This window comes from Peristeroidobacter agariperforans (assembly GCF_004138335.1).
GTDB classification, from domain to species: Bacteria; Pseudomonadota; Gammaproteobacteria; order Steroidobacterales; family Steroidobacteraceae; genus Steroidobacter; species Steroidobacter agariperforans.
This window is the reverse complement of sequence record NZ_RYFW01000003.1, coordinates 129,037-148,209: the sequence shown is the minus strand read 5'-3', so window position 1 is coordinate 148,209 and position 19,173 is coordinate 129,037. Positions and strand designations below refer to the sequence as shown.

The following is a 19,173-nucleotide window of genomic DNA, read 5'->3' as shown; positions in this document are numbered from 1 at the left end:
CGTCTGCAGAGGCTTGCGAATGCCCGCCACACATCAGAACCTGCTCATGACAACGGACAGGCGGTGTTTCACCCCTTCCCGTGCAACGGCTCGGACCGGGTGTTTGGTGCTGGCGTTGCTCGCTGTACCTGCGTGGAGCCAGTTCCCATCCACCTCTTCCACGGTCGCGGCGACCTTTAGCGCAGAAATTGACGCGATCTGTCCAGAGGCGGTGCGCGAAGCCGCGGAGCTGCGGTCGCGGATGAAGACTCCGAGGGTGCACGCACCGCCGACCAGGCCCGCTCTTCGCGAGTATCTGCTGCTGATGGAAAAGCAGGATCAGGAGGCGAGAATGTTTCTGACTTCTTCCGGACTCCGCATCAATCCAAGCGGGCCGGAGTCAGTGCGCATGCGTGAGGTGGACTCCGCCAACCTCAAGCGGCTGAAACACATCGTCACGCAGGACGGTTTCCCCACTGCCGAGATGGTCGGGCTCGATGGAGTCGGTGCGGCATGGCTGCTGACGGTACACGCTGCAGGAGATCCGGATTTCCAGGAGAATGTGCTGAAGCTGACCAAGGAGCACGTGCGTCGCGGCGAAGTCGGCAGCGATCAAGTCGCCTTGCTTACGGACGATCTTCTGAGCGCCCGAGGCAAGCCACAGCGATACGGCACCAATTTCGTAATGCGCGATGGCGAGCTGAAACCCGCACCGATGGAGGATGAAGCGAATGTCGACAAACGCCGGCGAGCGGCGGGGCTCGGCACGCTTGCGAGCTACGCATGCATCCTTCGCGTGATGTACGGCTCGCCAACATCTCGGACGCCGGGTTCTTCGGACGCCTCTGAGTGAGCCCGCGCCTGCCCGGAGCCAACCGTCTGACGAATCCTCAACCGCACTATCTCACCCGCCGGCGCACGGGCAGCGCAGGAACATCGCAAACCCCTTCTTCGGAATCATCTGCATTCACTTAAAGCTACCGCGCGCTCACCCTTTCTCCCTCTATGATGGAGAATGCCTGGGCACGAATATCGTGTGATACCTATTAGGCCAACGCTCATGACGGCCGCTCTCACTATCAGCTCCAGTGATGGCTCGATCCGTATTGCTGGGTGTCCTTTGGTTTTGGCAAAGGGCCTGAGAAAGGACGTCGCCGTGGCCCACTTGTCGCAGTTCCATCGCTCAAACACCGATCACGGGTACGGCTATGAATGGCTGTACTTCCAGGGCACCTCCTTTGGTATGCAACCTTGTGCGCTTGGGCTTTGCTTTCATCTCGATCATCTGACGGCAATGCAATTCGGAGTTTCGTTGCCCAACGCAGTGCTCGAAGATGGCTGGCCCACGCGCGAGACCATAGACCAGGAAATCTCTTTTATCCGCAAGCAACTGGCGAAGCAGTTGGGCCGTACCTTCGAGTCTGGGCAGGAGCGCTTCTCCTGGGGTGTGGTTTGGTCGCTGTTCGACGCAAAGGGAGTTCAGGCAAGCGCGGGGCTGCGATATGAGCTCTAAGCTCTCGATCGAGCAGGCTGTTATCGGCAAGGCGCCACCGTTCTCAACGCTCCGACATCGCCGCACGCGTATGCACACCGAGACTGCAGGAACGCGTGTAGCGCGTCACGGAACTTCCACTGAGGGCTGCTGAGGCCGCCAGCTCTGCTTGAACGGGCAGAGTCCAGCGACAGGCCTCGCCCCTTTGCAGTCGTTCGAGAATGTCTGGTATAGGGAGCTGCAGCAGAGTAGCGATATCGAGCCAATACCGTGCAGAGGGTGCCATGACGATTGGTCGATTCCTTGGAGCGCTGTTCTCTATCGCGCCGGGCCTGGCGCTCGCCGCTGCACCTGCGCCGATCATTCCAGATACGCCGGCCGGACACGCGTTGGCCGCGTGGCTCGACGCGTTCAACAGCGGCGATAGGGCAACATTCCAATCCTTCCAGAAGGCCCATGCTCCGTGGTTGAGTCTTGACCAAGAGATGAAACAGCGCGCGCGCACCGGCGGTTACGATCTAGTGACTATCGATAAAGGCGACAAGTTATGGATCGTTTTCCGGGTCAAGGAGAGAGCGAGTTCGGCACAGACTCTCGGCAGCCTCGTAGTTCGGTCGAGCGACGCAGATCATATCCGCCTATTGAAGCTCGCTCCCACTGGCGCCAACGCAGGGGAGGTCGTTTTGGATGAAGCGGAGCGCAGCCGTGTGATTGACGGGGCAGCCAAACTGCTGGCTCAGTTCTACCTGTTTCCGGATGTGGGGAGAACGACAGCGGAGAAACTCAGAACGCAGCAGAAGCAGGACGCTTATCGAGACATCACGGATGGTCAGATTTTCGCTATCCGGCTCACCGACGACCTGCGCACGTTCACCGGCGACAAGCACGTTACGGTGGATTTCTTCGCCAAGAGCATGCCCCCCGCAGAGCCAACCACTCGTCCCCGCCCCGACCCTGCTCGGCTCGCTGCCACCAACTGCGGTTTCGCGAAGGCTGAGCACCATCCTCCGAATATCGGTTATCTGAAATTGAATGGCTTTGAGGAGCCTGACAATTGCGGATCGACCGCGGTCGCTGCCATGACCTTCCTCGCCGACAGCGATTCCATCATTATCGACCTGCGGGACAACGGCGGTGGAGCGCCGCGCATGGCGGCCCTGATCTCAAGCTATCTATTCGACGAGCTGGTGCACCTCGACGACCTCTACGACCGCAACCAAAACATCACCGAGCAGTTCTGGACGTTTCCCTACGTGCCGGGAAAGAAGAAGGCTGGCAAGAATGTTTTTGTGCTCATATCCAATAGAACGTTTTCCGCGGGTGAAGTGTTCAGCTACGACCTGAAGAGCCTCAAGCGTGCGACCCTGATCGGTGAGACGACGGGCGGCGGCGCCCACACCGTAGCTCCGCACCGAATTGACGATCACTTCTTCATCCGCGTGCCATTCGGGCGGTTTATCAACCCGATCACCAAGACGAACTGGGAGAGCACCGGAGTCGAGCCCGACGTCAAGGTGCCGGCCGCAGATGCTCTTGATGAAGCGCTGAAACGCGCGCGCAGCGGTCACTAATTGGCGAAAGCAGACTTCCCGTAGTCAGCGGACGCGCACTCGTATCGGAAGCGCAGCCCCCCCCACAACCCGTCGCAGCGATACCCTGCGCCTGTAACAGATTGCAGGTACAATCTTCGGGTCGACCACCGAAATCATTTGTTTGGTCGAAGGAGCGCCAAATGAACCGTGTTTTTACTTGGAAAGGTCTCGCTATCGGGCTTGGACTGGTTTCAACCGCTGCGTTCATATGCTTTATCGGTGGCAATACTGATATGGCTGCAGCGCTAATCGTCGTTGCTGTAGTCGAAGGAGCCTTCCACGCAGTTCTCGTGGGATTTGTGTCGTCAAAAAGCAACCAACACGTGCCACGCGCTACATGATCGGACGGCTGCCGGCCTCACCTCCTCGTTACTCGGCACGCAGCGACTTCAACATCTTGTTCGCGTTCTCGTTCTGAGGATTCAGCAGCAGAGATTTTTCATATAGTTTGACCGCCTCGAGCTTGTCCCCTTTCGCCATATACGCGTCACCCAAGTCGTCCCAGGCCGCCCATGATCCCGGGTAAGCGTCGGCAGCCATCTCGAAATAGCGGATCGCCTGATCGGGCTCCTTGAAGTTGCGCAGAAACTGCTCCCCAAAGAATCTCAACAAGTCCTCCCGCAGGGACACCCGCTCACCGAGCCTCGCTGATAGCGATTCGTAACGCGACCTGAGTTTCTCCGGCTCCATGTACAACTCGTGCAGCGAGGGTTGATAGCCACGAAAGAAATATGTGAGACCGTCGTGCAAGGCGCGCAGCGCCATGGAGTGGTGCGACTCGTCCGCATAGCGCTTCAATTTCCACTCGAGCCCGGCGGGATTCGTCCGTTGCAACACCTCGGCCAACGAGCTTATGTCTCTCGCCTTGATGAAATACTTCTCCGGGTACGACTCGCCCGTCGCGGCCATGAACAGCTGAACGCGGTTGAACTTGCGGCCTGGCAGCGCCACGGCAGCCCGTCTTTCCATCACGTAGTCATCCCACCACCAGCTAGGATCGATCATCAAGAAAATGGTGTCCACGTCGAGGAACTCATCGATCACGCTCAGCCCGGTGAACGAATAGCCGCAATAGATCCGATACGAGGAGGTACTGAACTCGTTGTCGATGTACGGCACGAGCTCATGCTGGAGGAACTGCCGGAAATTCTCGCCACCGCCACTGCTTTTGAAGCCCTCGTCCGTCTTCCCCGTAAAGCCTTGCAATGAACGCGTCGACGATGAATCTCGGACCCTGTCGGTCTCGACGATCGCCACCACGATGATCTCCGGCACATGAGGCGTGGCGTCCGAGGTCAGGTGTTGCACAGCGCCAGTGAACGAGTGAAAGAACTTGCCGCCGTCTCTGACGTACAAGACGGGATATCGACGGTAACCGCGGCTCTGCGGATAGCTCTCGGGCAAATAGATGTGGACCGTCCTGCCCTCCTTCAGCACTCGTGACTCCACTACTCTGCGGGTCCCGATCCTGATGCCGTCCGTGCCTTCGGCCAAAGCAGGAGAGGCGGCGAAAAGCAGAGCACAGCAGAGCAGCAGACTTACACAGCGAGCGTGTTGGGAAGTATGCGAAAAGACTCCTTTCATAGCGCTGATTCCGTAGCTCGTGTACTGGCGGATCGTAAGTCAGTCCATCGTACGCGAGCCCGCAGACGCGGAGCAATTCAGTCCTGCGAGCTGATACGGGCGCTATGTTGGCCGTTCTATCGGACGCGGCCCCGGATCAGGGCTAGAGACGGAGACTGATGGACCCGATCGAGACCTCTGGATGCCGCGACTTGCGACAAAGTTCGATACCACGAAGTTCACGGCCCGCCCCGCTCGCCAGCGCACGCCTTGGCCCGCGCCACAAGCAACTCCCGCTCGCGCACATTCTGAGCCATGGCTGCTGCGCGCTCGAACTCCGTGTGAGCCTCCTTTGCACGCCCGAGCTTGCTCAGCAGATCGCCGCGTACACTCGGCAACAGGTGGTACTGCCGTAGAGCCGGCTCGTCCATCAGAGCATCTATCAGCTCGAGCCCCGCCGTCGGGCCGAAGGCCATACCTACCGCGATGGCGCGATTTAACTCGACAAGAGGCGATTGCGTGATTTGGACTAACGCGTCATAGAGCGCGACGATTCTTTTCCAGTCCGTCTCGTCGGCCGTACGAGCTTGCGCGTGGCACGCAGCGATCGACGCCTGTAGCGCGTAGGGGCCAAGCGGACTGGCGAGCGCTTCGGCACGAGCGAGCGCAGCGAGACCCCGATGCACCAGAAGCTGGTCCCAACGGGAGCGATCCTGATTGAGAAGGAGGATCGGCTCCCCAGACGGACCGATGCGCGCGCGAGCGCGTGAGGAATGTAACTCCATCAGTGCCACGAGTCCGTGAACCTCGGCATTGTCTGGTATCCGCTCGGCGAGAATCCGTCCTAGCCGCAGGGCTTCTTCGCAGAGCTCCATGCGCATCCAGTCTTCACCCCGGGAAGCTGCGTAGCCCTCGTTGAAGATGAGATAGATCACTTCGAACACTGAGGGCAAGCGGTCAGCAAGGTCGTCACCGCGCGGAATTTCAAAAGGCACGCGGGCCTCCGCCAGAGTCCGCTTCGCGCGAACGATACGTTGCGCGATGGTCGTTTCCGGCACGAGAAACGCCCGGGCAATCTCATCGGTCGTGAGTCCTCCGAGAAGACGCAGCGTGAGCGCCACTCGCGCTTGCTTCGAAAGCACCGGATGACACGCGATCAGAATGAGGCGCATGAGCTCGTCGTCAACGTCCTCGTCCATGTTCGTTTCGTTTTCAGGATGTTCTGTCGATGCGCCGATTGCCGCATCTCTTTGGATGCTCTCATGTGTCCGATCCAACATCCCACGGCGGCGGAGTTGGTCGATGGCGCGGTTCTTTGCAGTCGCCATCAGCCACGCACCGGGATTGTTCGGAACGCCGGTGTGCGGCCAACGCTCGAGCGCCGTGAGCAGCGCTTCCTGAGCGAGATCCTCGGCAAGGCTCACGTCGCGCACTACGCGAACCAGACCACCGAGCAGCCGAGCAGCCTCTATCCGCCAGACCGCTTCAATGGTCTCTTTCGTGGGTGTCTCCCCCATTTGATGGTTACACCTTATCAGTGCTGCGAGCCGGCGAACGCGTCTTTGCGAGATCCTCGGCGTGCAACACGGGACGGATCTCGATCTCTGCGTCCTCTCCCGGTATAGGGTCCGGGCAGCGCCTGATCCACTCGAGCGCCTCATGCATCGACTTCACCTGCCAGACCCAGTAACCGGCCACGAGCTCCTTGGTCTGCACGAAAGGGCCATCGATCACGAGCCGTTTTCCCCCCGAGAAACGCACCCGTTTGCCCTGGCTGCTGGGCTGAAGGGAATCTCCGGCGAGCAGGATCCCGGCCCTTACCAGCTCCTGGTTGAACTGGCTCATCGCGCCCTGTAGTTCCTCTGCCGGCATGAGGCCGGCCTCGGAGTTCCTCGTCGCCTTCACCATCACGATGACTCGCATAGCGCACCTCCGGGAGGCAGCAGTTCAACGCTTCCCTCTGAAAGCTTCGCTCCATGTGGGAGCCGCTTTACGGATCAACTCGAGGTACTGAGGCGGGATATCGGAGGGCTCCGTCATGGGGTGGATCGTGAGCACATCGGCGGAGCCCAGGCCGACCGGGCAGCGAAGCGCCCACTGCGTAGCTTCCTCGAGCGAGGGTACCTCGATCAGATAGAAGCCGCCGATCAACTCCTTGGACTCCACAAAGGGACCATCGAGGACGGTGCGCTTGCCCTTCGACACGCCAACGCGTGCGCCTTTGCGGGCCGGATTCAGCCCTTCCGAGGCAACGAGCACCCCTGCCCGGTGCATTTCCTCGTTGAACCGCATGTACGCACTGAAGATCTCGTCGTCGAGGGGCTGATCGGATGCCGGCGCTTGCGGATCAGAGGTGGCTGTAATCAGAAATCGCATCTTCGGTCTCCTGTAGTTGCACTGTCGGACCGGCTTGCCGAGTGCCCGAGGGGCTTGGTGCCGGTCTGCTCGAACACGACGAATGATTTCCGGTCCGATCGACATCCCGTGCGCCTTTTTTGCATGGAATGCCCGGGCCACGCTCGGCCCCACGAACACGAACAGGAAGCCGGTCGACTCTGTTACGCGAGCAGTACCTCGCTCGAGGATTTTGAGAATTTCTGCGTAGCCGGATCCCTATCAAACAGACGCATTTGCCGCGCCCGGAGCGGGACACGATGCCTGGCGATGCCGTCGCTTACGCCAGCGCCCTCCCATCCGCCCGCCCGCCGTATTGATCAACGGGACGAGCACCGCGCACTGATCGCCATGACTTCTTAAGAGATAGCCTCAGCCCACGCAAGTGACTCTGGCAACGACACACCAGCGAACTCCAGCTGAATCACTCGCCGAGGCTTGAGCGATATGGCCTTTCGCGACGCATGAAGAATGAGTGGCCGGAACAACAACGCATCTCCGGCCTGCACCACACACAGTTGCTTGCCGCTGCGCTCAGCCACGCTCGCCGCCTCTCCGGCTGGCAGCCGACCTAAACGATGTGAAGCAGGAGACACCCACAAGGCTCCATTCGTAGCGTCGGCCGGATCAAGATGTAGCCGTACGCTCAGCATTTGCTCGAGAACCTGCACCGGCGGCTGGACATGCACGACGCCTTCTTTCACCGACCAGGATGAGTAGCCTTCGGCTTCCTCCTGACTTGCAACCGCAATGGTCAAGTCTTGATGCCACGCCACCTGCCAATTGGCATCCAAACTCTTGTTGAAGAGGATCGAGCGGACCAATCTGGCTTGCGAACCGAGCACGGGCTCGACCAGAGAGCGAACGGCAGCCGACAAGGCTAGCGCAGCGACGCTCGGCGCTTTGGCGGCAAGCCCGCGGACGCCAGCCGGAGATTCAATCAGCAGCTCTTCCACATCCCGAATGAGATCGAGCCGAGTGCGCTCATCCAGAACGCCAGACGCTGTCGCGAATCCGTCGCGCTCAATGCTGCTCAGTTGACTCACGGTTGTTTCGATGGCGGCTAACCTGGTTTGGAACCCACTGTGATGGATCTGCGGAGACAATGCCTCGCTCCTGTTTCTTTCCCCGCTTCATGAGACAACCACAGACGCGAAAGCTGCCTAAGGGATTGACGCTGCATCTGTTCGCTCCAAGGTTTCCACGGAAACGTGATCACAGATTCCAGCCCATCGTGAACGCTCAAGCCAACCGTAATCATGAAATCCCGAATAGGTTTTGCACGGGATGAGATCCGCTGGATGGGGCCGTTCACGATGGGCTGGAATCGGTGCTCACTTTGGCCGGAATATGCAACGCAAGTCGAGAGAACGCGGTCCGTTCCAATCTGAGCCAATAACCGCAGCGATCTTGTTATTTGCGTCGGCGCGCATTGGCGCGAAGAAACTCACAGAAGCCGGCTTCATCAACAGTGCCGGCCGCCAGCTCAAGGATGGCTTGTGCGGCGGCTTCCTCGCTGGCCATGAACCGATAACCATTGAGCTCGAGAAACAGCACACCGATCACAAAGCCGCTGCGTTTGTTGCCATCAACGAACGGATGATTCGGTACGATGCCTGCCGTGTACTTGGCGGCAAGTTCAATAATGTCCGAGCTGGCGTACGCGATATGATTCAGTGGCCTTCCCAGAGCAGACTGAAGCAGCGAGGCGTCCCGTACGCCGGGCAATCTCTGTCTAAGCCTTTGATTTTGCTCATCGTGGCCTGGGGCGTTGGCCACGCGCGCGCCGGTAGTGCATCGCGACCGCGCCATTGCCGAGCGACTTCGCCATCGCGTGTTTGGCAGCCCGCTCTGCCACAGAGTCGGATGGCCGGCGATCCGGGGTGAGCGAGGAACTTGTCGTCGATCAGATCCAACCGATCCAGCTCGGTCGCGCGTTTGCCGCTACGAGGAGAGCACACCGTCGGGTGTCGCGCCCTTGAACTATTGAACGCCAGAGCACGCAAGTCGCCGGCGATGTGGTGGCTGTTGGTCCACGGGAAGTCCGTTCCCGTCGACGACACGGCGTGCCTTGGCTTGATTTTGCAACTTCACCGCCCATTTCCGCACCGTCGGGGCGCCTCGACATCGCCGCGGGCGACCGTCGGCCAGTAGCTCTTCATCATCTCTTAGTTGCTGCGGCCCCATAGCATCGCCCCACTCTCGTCCATGAGGCGCGCGAAGAAGTCGTGCGTCTCGTCGGCGGCGATTCCCTCGGGTCAGGCTCGCCGACTCCCTGAGGCCTGCTTTGCACGCACTGGCTCCAAGGATTTGTTAGCCGGTCTCGGTGCCGGGGCGAGAGACGACGGTGTTACTCATTGGCTAGATCTAAAAAGCTGCGCCTGACGCCAGCCTCAGGGGTTCACCGTATTCTTGAATCGGGAGCTGTCTGAGAAGACCAAGCGTCATCGCCGCACTTCTCCCGCCGTTGACGGCGCGTATCTTACCCTCGAACCGGCCGTGTCTTCTCACGACTACGTTTAGCTACTGGCACTTCGATCCCACAGAAATGCGCCCCATCGTCTTCAAGCTGTTCCGCAAACAACCCGACTCTCGACCGCGCTTCGAGCAGGATGCATCGGTGTCCGAAGCGCTCGAACGCCGCGTCAACGCAATCGAGTTCCAGCCGAGCAAAGGGTTTCTGAAGGACCAGAGACAGCCCAAACGATCGGGACGTCGGCCGATCTGGATCGAGCGGGCGCTTCCTCAAGCAGACAGCAAGTAGCCGCAACTGGCCTCTGCAGGTCGCCCATAGTTCTCCCCGCGGCACACGACAGATTGATCAAAGCCTGTGCGCCAGGCGAATGTCCGCCGCGCCATCAATCATTACATTATGTCTCGGGAGCGGCGCGACAAACGGCGCCGAGACATCAGTTAAGCAATCGACGGGGCGTCCATGTGGAACGTTCTTGTCGCGTCGTCCGTGTATCGATTCGAAGAGGAACCGAGGAGCGCCGGCAGAGTACGCGAAGTGCTCCTTCAACAATGGCACATCGCCAGTTGAGCCGTGCTCAGTGGATTCCCAGTACAACCTGGTAGTACACCTTCCTAGATGGAGAGTTGCTGTGGGGACGTGGACGATCGCCTTCTTGCTCGTTGCAGTCAGCACTGCGTTACTCGCCTTCACCACTTTGAGCGAAGCGACGTTTGAGATCGCCAAGGTACTGGCTTTCATCTTCGGAGTGCTGGCAATCGCTGCACTACTCGCGGCTAAGCGCGCCAGACCTGGCGAGTGATTTCGCCATCCCAGGCCGGCTCCGAGCAGCGATGCCGTAGCCGCTCTGAACTGCGATGACTACTCTTGCCGCTGCGCCTCATCAGCGGTTGAAGGCGCGGACTTGTCTTGATCCGCTCCCTGTGTCGCCGGCGCCGTGGGCGGATCCTGACGCCCGCCCGCTCCGTCCGCATTGCCCGGGCCGTTTCCATCGGAGTTGCCAGGCTCTCTGGCGCAGGCTGCGAATGCCAGCGCCACGAGGGCGAGCAGAATTGTGCGGGATTTCATTCCAGCTCACACTCGCCGTGCGGCCGCTTCGGCTCTCGGCTCATCGATCTGGAAGGCGCGCAGCAAAGGCGCGATCTGATACAAAGCCGACAACCCGACCAATGCATATATCGTTCGCGAGGCTCCAGTGTCCGGACCAAAGATGGCGGCCACCAGATCGAAATCAGCAAGGCCAACCAGACCCCAGTTGATTCCTCCGATGATTGTGAGGATCAGTGTAATGAGATTGAGGGACTTCATGAGCTGCTCCAGATCCAAGTGATACTTCACTGAACGCGAGTCGCTCCTCGTCGTTCCGCGGATCCAAAGATTCTCGATCACTCAGCGTCGGGGACTGCTTTAGGTTAATGCGAGTCGCTCGAGCAGCGGACTCGAAGCCCCGCACCGTGCGAGCATCACCCACAGAATTGCGAGTCATTCGCGGGTCGCTTACGATGCGCTCCCCGCATCAGGTGATCGGATACTGCGGCCGCGAACATCGGTCTGCTTCGCACGCTGCCTGGCGCCAACAACTGAGTTTCCAACTTGATCTGGATTGATCGCATCCACCGCTGGACGGGTGCCTGCATCGGGCTGCTGCTCGCCGCATTGGGACTGAGTGGCACCCTGCTCCTCTATGAGGACGCGTGGTTGCGGGCGACAATACCTCAAGCCGAGGAGCCGCTCGTCATGGATGTCGCGAGCGCTGGGGCTGAACGGTTGCTCGCCGATCCCACGCTGGAACTCACGAGCATCATTTTTCCAACCGGTAGTCTGGGATTGTTCCGACTGTCGTTCGCGGGGGATCGAGGCGGCTATGCGGACCAGTCCGGCACGGTCCTCGTTCGCTGGACATCGAAGTGGGAGCGACTCGAGCTTTGGTTGTTCGCCTTTCATCACGACCTGATGATGGGCGAGATCGGCTCGATGATTTCGGGTGGGCTTGCGCTCATCGGAGTTGGCTTCGTACTCACCGGAGCGCTGCTGTGGTGGCGGACTCGTAAGACGTTTGCTTTCAGGGTGCTGCCGGGCCGTTGGTCTCGGTTGCACATCATGCGGCATCACCGGGATCTGGGTGCAGTAATGAGCCCGCTGTTATTGATCGCGATGTTGACTGGTGCGATGTTGACGCTGAGGCCAGTCGCTGACTTCTTGCTTGCGCCCTTGTCCCCGCCGGGGACCATCGCTGAATCGCTCGCGGCGCCCAACGTCAAAGGCGGTCCGATCGATCGGCATTTCGATTGGCGCACGATGCTACAGGCCGTTCGCAGCTCGTACGTCGACGCGGAGCTGAGAACACTGAGTGTTCCCCAACGCGAGGGACAACTCGTGCGAGTTCGAGTCCGGCAACCGGATGAGTGGTTGCCGAACGGCCGAACGGTCCTTTGGTTCGACCCTGCGAATGGTCGGCTGATCGAATCGCGTGATGCGCATGAGTTGCCGCTTGCGACGCGCGCTTTCAATCTTGTTTACCCCATCCACGCATCCAGCGTCGGTGGCCTCGCCTACAAAGCAGTCATGACGCTCGCCGGACTTGCACTGACGCTGCTGGGAACGCTGGCAATTTACGGATTCTGGAGCTTTCAGGCGCGACGCAGAGCTGTCTTCGGATCACGGCATTCAAGTTAAAGTGCTATCCGCACGCTGCGCTCGATGAACCAGAAACTAGCTGTGATCCCGACCAGGTAGGCCGACACTCGGTACACGGATGCTGGCAATTGGCGCGCATACCTTCGCCACAGCCACACCATCGCCACCACGACAGCCACGAATACGATCTGTCCCGCTTCCACGCCGAGGTTGAACGATACAAGCACCAACGGCAGCGCGTCCTCAGGCATGCCGATCTCATGCAACGCCGAGGCAAAACCAAAGCCGTGTAACAGCCCGAAACCGAACGCTGCAATCTCCGGGCGCAGCCGCGTTGAGCGGGCTCGGCCACCGCGAGTCTTGAGGATTTCCGCCGCCAAGAAAGCGATCGACAATGCGATGCACGCCTCCACCGGAGCGCTTGCCAGGCGTAGCCAGCCGAATGTCGTGCCTGCGAGTGTGATCGAATGCGCCACCGTGAACCCAGTAATCGCTGTGAGCAGACGCTTGCGATCATCGACGAGCATCAGCAGAGAGAGCACAAACAGCAGATGATCGAATCCGAACAAGATGTGCTCGACGCCGAAACGGAAATATGCGCCAGCTATCTCACTCACGGACTGCTGCGCGGGTATAGCGACGAAAGGCGTAGCGCCATTCACCCGCAGTGTCTTGGGCGCCCCCGCGATCGGCTCGAAGCGCACGATCACATCAGTCAGTGTGGTGGCAAGATTCTCGAAGACTATGCGCCTGCCGGAGATTCCTCCTTCGCAGACGATGCGCCGGTGCTCGATGGCAGCGGCATTGACGAGCGTCGTGCGCGTCACGCCAAGATTGCGACACGGTGACGGCATGACGGCGTTGAGTGCCAGGCGCATGTCCCCTTGCGCCGGAGTCTTCCAGAGCACATCGTAGGTCGACGGCTCGATCTCGCGAATCTGCAGGAATGCAGGTCGAATCTCGTGTGCCGAGGCCGGCGCACAAGCAGTCACGAGGATCGCGAGCGTGACCAGCATCCGCCAACGCATGCGCTACTCTCCGTTCGTATGAATGGTGTCGAGCGGATGCCTGAGCTTCGGTACGTCGGCGGGTGCTGGCTGAGCAGCGTACAGTTCCGGCCAATCGACCGCGACGGAGTAACGCCGACGCAGCCGAGCAAGGAACTGCTCGCGCTGGTCCCGACGTCGCGCCTCAATCCAGTCGGATCGCAGTTTGCCGCGAATCTCTGCAAGCTCCGGGGTGCGCGCCGGTTCTCGTGTCAGTACCAATAGGAGGTGTGCGCCCAGAGGCGTGACAAGTGGGCCAAACCAACCCTCCCCTGCATGCGCGAACAGTGCATCGGCAAACGTTTCACCGAATAGCGCAGCCACACCGTGTTGCGTCGTCGGCGGCAAAGTCGATGGCAACATGGATGGATCGCCGAGCCTACTCGCATCCGCGCCTGAGCGCAGTTCGTTCAGCAATGCTGTCGCCTCCGCGTTCATACGCTCCCCGTGTACATCAGCGCTCGCCATGACCTGTCGGAACGAAATACGCTCAGCCAATCGATAATCCGCGGCATGTTCGGCCAGCCAGCCCGAGAGTTGCTCATCCGTCGGCTCTGCGCTGGCATCGGCGTCTTCGGCGAGAAATTCGAGCTTTTGCCGCATGCGTCGACGGACAATCGTGTCGTCAGCGTCGAGCCCAATCGCGATGGCCTCTCGATAGGCGATCTCCTCGTCCGCGAAATCATTCACCAGCGCCTGCAACTCGGCCCGGCTCGGCAAGCGCCCGGCAAGCAGCCGATAGCTCTCAGCAATCTGATTCACTCGCCCCTGCGAGATACTGATGAGCTCATGGTCGAGCTGAACGCTGCTGCCATGTATCAACTGATTTGCCGCGAACAAGACGAGGGCGATGCCGAAGAACTGCAGCAGCGGCTCACGCAAAGCGCGCATAAACATGGCCTTCATGCCTCTGGCAGTACGGTCGCTGAACTCGTTAGTCGGCATGCTCGGTCGGTATGAACCAGATCGGTGATGTGTAGGCACGCTCCTGGATCGCCTTTGGCAGCTTTGGGTTGGGTGCGACTTCGGCGCGGATCGCATCCCACGTGGACCAGCGACAAGTCGGATTCTCGATCACTCGTGCGTAGTAGAACGCGTGCCGGTGCGGTTCGAACTCAGGATCTCTCCAGGCGCTCTGCAGTTGGCCGGCGCCTTTGTCGCGCGAGATTTCGCATGTGCTTAGATCTACCGTTGCGCCGTTGTCGGGACAGCGCTGAGTCGTGGCATCGACCGCGCCCCCATCGGAACAGACCACGTCGAATACCTTCTCGTGCGTTTTGCCAGCGGTATCGAGCCAGCCCTTGACCATCTGGATGCGCTGAAGTGGCGCCGAATGAATATCGCGCATCGCGATTACAACGAACCGCGGCTCGCCCCCCGGCTTCCCGACCAGATCGCCGCCCATCGGCACTGCATTCATATAGGCGCTGCGAACCCCGGCGTCGGTCGCGAGATTGACTCCCTCGATCTCATAGCCCGCGAACAGCCGGACGCGGATGCGCGCACCCGTAGTAGCAAATGTTTCCTTTCGCCGGAGCGCCGCGAACAGCGACTCGCGCGTGTTCTGCTCTGCCCATATTCCAGTGAGCCCTGCGGATCCCCAGGTCGAACTGACCGGCACGGTCTTGCCCGCCGCATAGAATTCGTCCCAGCTCTTATAATCAGCCGGCGGAACGGCCCCACGGCGGTCAGGCGATCCATCCAGCGCGCCGACCTTCGAGAAGTAGTGATCCTCCTCGTAGGCGCCGGCGGAGTTGTGACTGTCGCTGCCTGCGACGAAGCCTAACTTGTAGGGATTGGCGCCGAGCTGACTCTCGAGCTCCATGCCTCGCTTCAGGGCATCGCGCGCATAGCCGCCCTCGAATTTCGTTATCGGCTTGCTCACGCCGATGTACGAGGTCATCAGTTCGAACCCGGCAAGCTCATCGTTGGGTGACAGCAGCGGCATCGTCTCGGACTGCCCCTTGGACTGTGTGATCTCGACCAACGGCTCGTTGCGCAAACGCAGCTCCGCGTAGGCGCGATCAATGGGCTGCCCATTCCACATCGTCCGTTCGAACATGGTTCCATCGGAACCGTTGCCATTGTGAGGAATCGACAATGCTTCCATGCCCTCGGCGCGCCGCTGCTCCATCCAACGCCACAGGTCCTCTGGATTCTGCGAGTCGAGCGCCGAATAGGGCATCGCTGGAGCACGATCACTCGAGAAGATGATATTCCGATGCAGGTTGCGCACCTCCGGCATCGATGTGAACTCGTAGCCGATGAAGGTCGTGAACTTGCCAGGTTCGTTGTTGCGCTCGGCGCTGCGCAGGATCTCCTGCCATGCCGATCGAGTCGCGGACAGGTCTGAAAGCTCGGGCAAGCGTTTGCCGCTGCTCAAACTGTCGGCAAAGCGTGCGAAGGCGGCCAGGATGCCGGCACGCTCGCTCGAGGACAGATCGCGCGCGTATGGGACTTTGGAATACGTGCTGCCTGGCGTATCGATCGCCTGAACCACGCCGAGGTACTCGGCGTGGTCGGTGACTGCGAGAAAGTCCAGCGGCGCGTGCGTGAGGCGCAGATCGAAGCCCATGGCGTGCTTGATCGTCCGCCCTTTCGCATAGGCGTATGCGTCGTCAGGATCTGCACGCACGTTGAAAACGTAGGCGTCGAATGAATTGCGTGTATGCAGATGCAGATCGCCGAAATAAACATTGCGCAATGGATTCGCGGGAGAGGCCGCGGCGTTGGCTGTTATGTCAGCCGCCGCCGCGCCCTGCGCTTCGACCGAATCTGTCTGTCGCGGCTGCATGCATGAAGCGAGCAACAACGAGACAGCCAGTATCGCGCTACGTTCCAGCATCAGAACGACATCCTGAGGCCGACCTCAGCTGTGCGACCCAGCGGATTCGCAGTCCACGGGTCGTAGCCGAACTCTTCCTGAGCCGGCGGCGGATCGCGGTCGAACGCGTTCGCCACGGTCGCAGAGAGCGCGAGGCCGTCGTTGAACTCGAAGCGATAAGTGAGATCGACGGTGATGAAGTCTTCGCCCTCCTCGCCATACTGCGCGCCGGGCCGCTCGTCCTTCACCGCCGAGACGTAGTTCACGCCGACTCTCACGTTGTGACGATCGAATCGGTAGTTAGCATCGACGTTCGCGCGCCATTCAGGCGCGGCCTGCGCGAAGGTGGCGAAGTTCAAATTGCCCAGCCGGTCGTCGCCCATCGAAACGACCACGCCATCGAGCAACGTAGGGCCGGTCTTCAGCTCGGTGATTTTCGTGGCGTTCAGGCCGAGCGACAGATCGCCGGGTCCCACCGGCATATCGTACCGGCTCTGGAAATCGAAGCCGTTGGTGGTCTGGCCGGGACCATTGCCATAGCGAGTGGATATCGATGAGAACGTGCCGACGCCACTCATGCCGACGGTACATCCGGCATTGAATGTCACGCGGTTCAACAGCGGCTGCGCGCTCGGATCGCAGGTCGTAATCGTATTGCCCGGCCCGTTGAACACCAGGCTCGCGATCTGATTCGGATCCGCGACCTGATCGATCTTGTCCTCGGTCCGGATGTCGAAGTAATCGACGATCGCCTGGAACCGATGACCGGCCCCGAAACCATCGCTCTGCCAGATCACGCCGAAGTTCTTGGCGGTCGCCGTTTCCGGCTTCAGATTCGCATCAGTGATGAACTGCGCGCCCAACCAGTTGCCAGCGGCTGCCGTGTAGGTGCGCGCAGCAACCGTAACGGCACCGGGCACGGCGCTCAGCGGCGGCGCTTGATAGTTCGTGCCATACGAGCCACGAAACGACAGCGGCCCCCAGACATTCCATTTGCCCGCGAGCTTGTACACGGTGGCGCCGAGACCACCCTCAAATTCCTCGTGACGTGCAGCAGCCTGGAAATCCAGGTTGGAAAGCACCGGCAGGCGCAACTCGGCGAATGCAGACTGTTGATGGCGCCCCAGCGTATCCGGAGGGTTCGGGGCGAACAGCACGAACGGCCCCGGACTATCCGGCGTACAGCCGCGGAAGTTCGGGTCGTTCGTTGGCAACGGCGATGCCGGCAGGTTCGGCCGTCCGGCGCCGTTGCCGCTGGTGAATTCGGCGGGCCACTCACACGCAAGACTGCCGTTGTACAGCGGATCGGGAATGTCTTCGCGACTCTTTACGTCGCGATATTGACCGCCCACCGCCCAACCCACTTCACCGCCGGGCAGTTGCACGCCCAGCATGCCATCGAACACCAGATCCACTGTGGTGTTCTCGTTGATCGTCCGCGTGGCGCGTGGATCGAACAACCAACGCGTCAGCTCCAGTGAGTTTTCCGAGCCCGCGGCGTAGTTCGGATTGGCCAGGCCGCGGACCGGCTGACCTGCGAATGAAGTGGAGAACGGATTCCACCACATGCAGCCATTTTGACCGGCCGCCGCTGGATTCTGTGTGCCGAAGCGCGCCGGGTCGAGGTCGGCCGCCTGGCAGTTTGGACCGCCGAAGCCGTTCAGTGCCTGCTGCAGGCGATAGCCGATCGTGTCCGGGTGAGTGTTGAACGCGTCCGAATGGTTGTAGGTCACGGCGAAGTCATAACCCACGTCCCGCGCTCCGCCCGCCCACTCGCCCAGCGTTCCGTTGATACCCGCGGACAGGCGCCAGATCTCATTGTCGATCCGATCGGGCACGCCAAAGCCCTTGCCATCGCCGAAAGCGAAGTTGCCGCCGTGACCCAACAGTCGATAAGTCACAGGCGTGAACCCCGAAGCACCGGTGATGCCGTTGCGAGCCGCAAAATCCGCGGCGTAAGGATTTTCGATCGGCACGTAGATCTGAAACGTCGAACCGGTCGCCATCGCAGGACCTCGCACCATCGGCTGTGCGGGCGATGCGAAGACCTGAGGCGAGGTCACGCGAGCGTAGGAAGCATCGGCGTGAAACTTCATGTTGTCCGATACATCCGCATTGAGCTGTAGATAGCCCCGATAGATGTCGTTGTCCTCAACCACGTTGTAATAGGGGATGTAGTTATAGGCGCAGGTGAAGTTGTTGTCGTATCTGCCCCCGACCGCTTCGCATGACTGACGAGTGAAGTCGGACACGATGCCACCCACAGGCGCACCGAATTCACCATCGATGGTCGCGGTGGGAACAGCTGGCAACGCGCCACGCGGCACCCATCCTGCGAGGTTGGTCAAAGTCGACCACGGCGCGGGGTTGTACCCGGCCCGGGTGGGATCGAGCGAATCGCGGGTGAAATCGCGATCCAGAGCGTGCAGTCGCGAACGATGCTCGTACTCGACGGACGCGATCAGATTCACCCGCCCTTCCCCGAAGCCGCCGAGGATGCCGGCGGAATAGTCGCCGTCCGAGCCATCGACGTACTTGTACTGCGCGTTCATATCGAGGCCCACGAATCGATCGCGGGTGATGAAGTTCACGACGCCGCCAATGGCGTCCGCGCCGTAGATCGTGGCCGCGCCGTCCTTGAGAATTTCGGTGCGGGCGAGCGCCAGCGATGGAATGTTCGCCGTGTTGATGTCCATGCGCCGGCCGTTGAGCAGGATCAGCGTCTTGTCGGAGCCCAGCCCGCGCAGGTTGTAGTTGACCGAGCCGATCAACGTGGGTCCGCCGAAATAGTAGGACTCGCCGGTGGTTGGCCCGGCAATCGTCAGGCTCTTGGCGAATTCGAGAGCGGTCGGCGCGCCGCGCAGCTCGAGGTCTTCCTGCGAATACACTTCGACCGGCAATGCGGTGTCCACCGCAGTGCCCCGGATGAACGAACCGGTAACGACGATTTCAGTCAGTGCGCCCTCTTCATTTGCGCCTGCCGGCACAGACTGCGCCCGAGCCGGCCCTGCGCCGGTTACACCGAATAGCAATGCCAGGCCCGAAGCCCCGTAAAACGCGAGTTTCATGATGATCCCCCTGTTGGTCGTGCTGATGATTGATCTTGATATTCATTCACACGTGAGTGAGTGTCCGAGCGCCGAAACGGCCGTCAAGCATCGCCCATGAGACCT

At 60.5% G+C, this 19,173-nt stretch carries 16 protein-coding genes and 1 pseudogene; 5 read left to right on the top strand and 12 right to left on the bottom strand.

Annotation, left to right across the window (positions count from 1 at the left end; translation table 11 throughout):
• Positions 1-241: 241 nt before the first annotated feature.
• The 3 genes from EK373_RS22840 (at position 242) to EK373_RS22830 (ending at position 3,042) form a co-directional block, all read left to right on the top strand.
• Entirely contained in the window at positions 242-832 is a 591-nt protein-coding gene (locus tag EK373_RS22840) for a DUF6624 domain-containing protein (protein WP_129646277.1), read from the top strand.
• A 207-nt stretch (positions 833-1,039) separates the two neighbouring features.
• The gene (locus EK373_RS22835) at positions 1,040-1,492 is read left to right on the top strand and encodes a hypothetical protein (RefSeq protein WP_129646275.1); all 453 of its coding nucleotides are present in this window, start codon (positions 1,040-1,042) and stop codon (positions 1,490-1,492) included.
• A gap of 263 nt (positions 1,493-1,755) precedes the next feature.
• On the top strand, positions 1,756-3,042 hold the full coding sequence (locus EK373_RS22830; protein WP_198683563.1) for a S41 family peptidase: 1,287 nt from the start codon (positions 1,756-1,758) through the stop codon (positions 3,040-3,042).
• A 390-nt stretch (positions 3,043-3,432) separates the two neighbouring features.
• Here the strand turns inward: EK373_RS22830 and EK373_RS22825 are convergent, their stop codons facing one another.
• The 7 genes and pseudogenes from EK373_RS22825 to EK373_RS34395 all read right to left on the bottom strand — a co-directional run bounded on the left by EK373_RS22825 (position 3,433) and on the right by EK373_RS34395 (position 9,269).
• Complete coding sequence (locus EK373_RS22825; protein ID WP_198683562.1) at positions 3,433-4,500, bottom strand: alpha/beta hydrolase-fold protein; 1,068 nt, start codon at positions 4,498-4,500, stop codon at positions 3,433-3,435.
• Positions 4,501-4,865: 365 nt separating this feature from the next.
• Positions 4,866-6,143: an RNA polymerase sigma factor gene (locus EK373_RS22820; protein WP_129646270.1), complete on the bottom strand. Its 1,278-nt coding sequence runs from the start codon at positions 6,141-6,143 to the stop codon at positions 4,866-4,868.
• A 7-nt stretch (positions 6,144-6,150) separates the two neighbouring features.
• The gene (locus tag EK373_RS22815; RefSeq protein WP_129646268.1) at positions 6,151-6,549 is read right to left on the bottom strand and encodes a YciI family protein; all 399 of its coding nucleotides are present in this window, start codon (positions 6,547-6,549) and stop codon (positions 6,151-6,153) included.
• Between the two features lie 24 nt (positions 6,550-6,573).
• Positions 6,574-7,002 (bottom strand): YciI family protein, encoded by a 429-nt coding sequence (locus tag EK373_RS22810; protein WP_129646267.1) that lies wholly within the window; start codon positions 7,000-7,002, stop codon positions 6,574-6,576.
• A 377-nt stretch (positions 7,003-7,379) separates the two neighbouring features.
• Entirely contained in the window at positions 7,380-8,066 is a 687-nt protein-coding gene (locus tag EK373_RS22805) for a phytanoyl-CoA dioxygenase family protein (RefSeq protein WP_407676214.1), read from the bottom strand.
• Positions 8,067-8,433: 367 nt separating this feature from the next.
• A complete protein-coding gene (locus EK373_RS22800) occupies positions 8,434-8,799 on the bottom strand; it encodes a type II toxin-antitoxin system death-on-curing family toxin (protein ID WP_198683561.1) in 366 nt (121 codons plus the stop codon).
• Positions 8,774-9,269 (bottom strand): annotated as a pseudogene (locus tag EK373_RS34395) (dihydrofolate reductase family protein). Before EK373_RS34395 ends, EK373_RS22800 begins: the two are co-directional and overlap by 26 nt.
• 299 nt (positions 9,270-9,568) lie before the next feature.
• Here EK373_RS34395 and EK373_RS22790 point away from each other — a divergent pair.
• Positions 9,569-9,784 (top strand): hypothetical protein, encoded by a 216-nt coding sequence (locus tag EK373_RS22790; protein WP_129646264.1) that lies wholly within the window; start codon positions 9,569-9,571, stop codon positions 9,782-9,784.
• 783 nt (positions 9,785-10,567) lie between these two features.
• Here the strand turns inward: EK373_RS22790 and EK373_RS22785 are convergent.
• Entirely contained in the window at positions 10,568-10,801 is a 234-nt protein-coding gene (locus EK373_RS22785) for a DUF378 domain-containing protein (RefSeq protein WP_129646263.1), read from the bottom strand.
• A gap of 285 nt (positions 10,802-11,086) precedes the next feature.
• Here EK373_RS22785 and EK373_RS22780 point away from each other — a divergent pair, with 285 nt between their 5' ends.
• Positions 11,087-12,169 (top strand): PepSY-associated TM helix domain-containing protein, encoded by a 1,083-nt coding sequence (locus EK373_RS22780; protein ID WP_129646262.1) that lies wholly within the window; start codon positions 11,087-11,089, stop codon positions 12,167-12,169.
• On the opposite strand, the gene EK373_RS22775 is transcribed toward EK373_RS22780, so the two are convergent.
• From EK373_RS22775 to EK373_RS22760, 4 genes are read right to left on the bottom strand one after another with little or no spacing between them, the layout of a single operon-like run.
• Positions 12,166-13,158 carry a HupE/UreJ family protein gene (locus EK373_RS22775; RefSeq protein WP_129646261.1) on the bottom strand — a complete coding sequence of 331 codons (993 nt, stop codon included), beginning with the start codon at positions 13,156-13,158 and terminating at the stop codon, positions 12,166-12,168. The genes EK373_RS22780 and EK373_RS22775 overlap by 4 nt on opposite strands.
• Positions 13,159-13,161: 3 nt before the next feature.
• On the bottom strand, positions 13,162-14,073 hold the full coding sequence (locus tag EK373_RS22770) for a peptidyl-prolyl cis-trans isomerase (RefSeq protein WP_198683560.1): 912 nt from the start codon (positions 14,071-14,073) through the stop codon (positions 13,162-13,164).
• 37 nt (positions 14,074-14,110) lie between these two features.
• Positions 14,111-16,021 (bottom strand): DUF3604 domain-containing protein, encoded by a 1,911-nt coding sequence (locus EK373_RS22765; RefSeq protein WP_129646259.1) that lies wholly within the window; start codon positions 16,019-16,021, stop codon positions 14,111-14,113.
• Entirely contained in the window at positions 16,021-19,068 is a 3,048-nt protein-coding gene (locus EK373_RS22760; RefSeq protein WP_129646258.1) for a TonB-dependent receptor domain-containing protein, read from the bottom strand. Before EK373_RS22760 ends, EK373_RS22765 begins: the two co-directional genes overlap by 1 nt.
• Between the last annotated feature and the right edge of the window lie 105 nt (positions 19,069-19,173).